Origin of the sequence: Archangium sp. (genome assembly GCF_036388035.1) — a bacterium.
Taxonomy (GTDB): Bacteria; Myxococcota; Myxococcia; order Myxococcales; family Myxococcaceae; genus Archangium.
Map to the genome: position 1 here is coordinate 1 of NZ_DASVSO010000956.1, position 2915 is coordinate 2915.

Sequence of the window (2915 nt, forward strand, 5' to 3'; positions counted from 1 at the left end):
GCGGGGGCCGCATTCATGGGCGGCACTCGGATCAGCAACAAGGTGCGTCTGCTGGGTGTGAAGCACGCGAAGATCGGAACGGACGGTAAGTACGTCAACGACGCCGACCCGACCATCGAATTCCTGACCCCTCCCGTACCGGGTTCCGCCGAGACGCTCACCCAGGCCCCTCAGTGCTCCGTGGCGATCTCTCTGACCACCGACAGGGCACGCGGCTTCGCTTCTTCGGGGCGCTTCTACACACCTACTCCGTGCCTCGGGATCGGTCCCGATGGACGCATGACCACCGCTGACCAGGACATCTTCGTCGCCGGCGCGACTGCGTTCGTGAACGCCGTCAACGCGGCCGACTTCGGCCCCGTGACCATCTACAGCAAGGCCGGCGCGGGAGCGAAGCGCGCGGTCACCGGTATCCGCGTAGGGCGCGTGGTCGACACGATCCGGTCCCGGCGCAGCAGCTTGGACGAGGCGTACGTCGCGGCGGCCCTCACCCCTTAGGGGGCCCCCTGGGTTCACGTCGACCCATCCCAGGAGGCGCACAGAAGTGGTGGGTCACGCCGTCCGATGTCGGAGAGGACCTGGTCGACGGCCAGAGCGTCGAGCGCAGCGACCAGGGCGAGGTGGCGGTCTACTCGGACGGGTCGCCGTTCCTGGATGGCATGTACGTGGCAGCGGAAGCGGCTCTGGCGCTGGTCTACTCGCGCTACTTCGCCGTGAACGAGGTCGACGGGGTCATCGTCGACCAGCCACCCCCCCGCCTAGCCGACTAGGACCCGGCTGCGCCGGCCGACCGGGCCACAACTGGACTGCCTAGTAGGCCCAGGTCGCGGGCGTCGCTCTGACGTCCACGTGGACGGCCCACGGGCCCCGGGTGCCGATCCCCCGAGCGCCGCAGCGCGCAGCCGCAGCCGCCGTTGCGCGGATCGGGGGGATATCGGCGGCGGTCACGAACAGGTGCTGCGAGGCTGACGCGCCGCCCACGGCCTTGTTGTGAGCCGGGCACCGGTAGCCGCTGACGACGACCAGGGGCTTACCTGTGCCGGCTCTGATCGCTTCCAAGCACGCAATCAGTGCCGGGCTGATCGGGACTATCCCTCGGCAGTGCTTACACCGGAACTCGTTGCTGTCGAAGTGCGCCGACAAGTCGCCCATCAGTAGCCATCCATCCAGTTGCGGAAGAAAGCGTCACCCTCTAGTTGACGGTCGACGCATCGGACGTAGTCGGTGCATTGGAGGGCCTGGTGCCCAGCCAGCCACGCAGCGATGCGCTGACGACGCACAACAGAGATGCCGCAACGACTGCATCGATCCTGTGCCCACTCGCCCAGACGACGACAAGCACCGAAGGCGGCCCAGCATTCACAGCGGCCGAGAGTGAGCGCCAAAACGGCGTCAGTCGTCGGCTTTCCTCCAGGCTGCTCTTGTGTTTGCTCATGCTTGGTTATCGGCGCTGTGAGCCGAGCCATTGATCGGCCAGGTGGGCGCCGACCGTCCGAGCGACTAGGCCGCGCTATCGGCATGCCTCTGGCCCCCTGAAAGCACTGGTTCCGAGCAAGTCCGCTGCGCCTCAGAACCTGCACTTCCGAGTGTACTCTGTGGACAAAGGGTAACCACGATCATCGCAGGTCCTTGGGCGCGTCTTAAACGTCGGTAACTTGTGTTCGAATCGCCCTTCGAACAGTTTTCCACAGGTGACAGCGCCTACCTGTGGGTACTACCGTAGGCGCACGCGCCCACCGAGAGGACACACAGACGATGGCTTTCCCCGAGGCACACAGCCTGTTCACTTGGTTCGGAGACGGGTGGACGGTGAGTGAGACCTGGCAATTCGGTCTGCGCGTCGACAGCGGCTTCACGACTTCGGGCGACCCCTCACCGGCAGTCATGGACGCGATGGCAGCGGCGGGGGCCGCATTCATGGGCGGCACTCGGATCAGCAACAAGGTGCGTCTCCTGGGCGTCAAGCACGCTTACATCGGGACGGACGGTAAGTACGTCGGTGACGCCGACCCGACCATCGAGTTCCTGACGCCTGCCGTGCCGGGTTCCGCCGAGACGCTGACCCAGGCCCCGCAGTGCTCCGTGGCCATCTCTCTCACCACCGACAGGGCGCGCGGATTCGCGTCGTCCGGGCGGTTCTACACGCCCACTCCGTGCCTGGGAATCGGCGCTGACGGACGCATGACGACCGCCGATCAGGACATCTTCGTCGCAGGCGCGACCGCGTTCGTGAATGCCGTCAACGCCGCCGACTTCGGGCCCGTCACCATCTACAGCCGTGCCGGCGCGGGGGCTAAGCGTGCGGTCACCGGTATCCGCGTAGGGCGCGTGGTCGACACCATCCGGTCTAGGCGCAGCAGCCTGGACGAGGCGTACGTGGCGGCGGCCCTCACCCCTTAGGAGGCCCCCTGGGGTCACGTCGACCCATCCCAGGAGGCGCGCAGAAGTGGTGGGTCAGCACGACGGCGGCGGGAGAGGGCCTGGTCGCCGGCCAGGCGGTCGAGCGCAGCGACCAGGGCGAGGTGGCGGTCTACTCGCAGGGGTCGCCGTTCCTGGACGGCATGTACGTCGCGGCGGAAGCGACTCTGGCGCTGGTCTACTCGCGGTACTTCGCCGTGAACGAGGTCGACGGCGTCATCGTCGACCAGCCACCGCCCCGCCTCGCGGACTAGGCCATGTACGGTGCGGGACATGGACCCTCTGGAGATCGCGCACGAGGAGCTCACGCTCTTAGGCCTGGTCGACGCGGACGCCGCCGCCGTCCTAGCGGCGTTCCTGGGTGAGCCGGACGCCTAGTAGGCCCAGGTCGCGGGCGTCGCTCTGACGTCCACGTGGACGGCCCAGGGGCCCCGTATGCCGATCCCTCGCGCGCCGCAGCGCGCAGCCGCAGCCGCCGTTGCGCGGATCGGGGGGAT

Annotated in this window: 4 protein-coding genes; 3 read left to right on the forward strand and 1 reads right to left on the reverse strand. The window is 67.5% G+C overall.

Translation table 11 applies throughout. The features are described from left to right. Positions 1-498, forward strand: a 498-nt coding sequence (locus tag VF697_RS39510) for a hypothetical protein (protein WP_331103357.1), incomplete at its 5' end; no start/stop codon positions are given. Positions 499-810: 312 nt separating this feature from the next. Here the strand turns inward: VF697_RS39510 and VF697_RS43635 are convergent. Next, positions 811-1152, reverse strand: a complete 342-nt coding sequence (locus VF697_RS43635) for a YcbK family protein (RefSeq protein WP_414641442.1) — start codon at positions 1150-1152, stop codon at positions 811-813. 603 nt (positions 1153-1755) lie between these two features. Here VF697_RS43635 and VF697_RS39515 point away from each other — a divergent pair. Further along, positions 1756-2400: a hypothetical protein gene (locus VF697_RS39515; protein ID WP_331023945.1), complete on the forward strand. Its 645-nt coding sequence runs from the start codon at positions 1756-1758 to the stop codon at positions 2398-2400. A gap of 122 nt (positions 2401-2522) precedes the next feature. Next, positions 2523-2672 carry a hypothetical protein gene (locus VF697_RS39520; RefSeq protein ID WP_331023946.1) on the forward strand — a complete coding sequence of 50 codons (150 nt, stop codon included), beginning with the start codon at positions 2523-2525 and terminating at the stop codon, positions 2670-2672. Positions 2673-2915 lie beyond the last annotated feature (243 nt).

Excerpts from the sequence above, each read along its gene's own strand:
- VF697_RS43635 (WP_414641442.1), bottom strand. The coding sequence starts at position 1,152 with ATGGGCGACTTGTCGGCGCACTTCGACAGCAACGAGTTCCGGTGTAAG.
- VF697_RS39515 (WP_331023945.1), top strand. The coding sequence starts at position 1,756 with ATGGCTTTCCCCGAGGCACACAGCCTGTTCACTTGGTTCGGAGACGGG.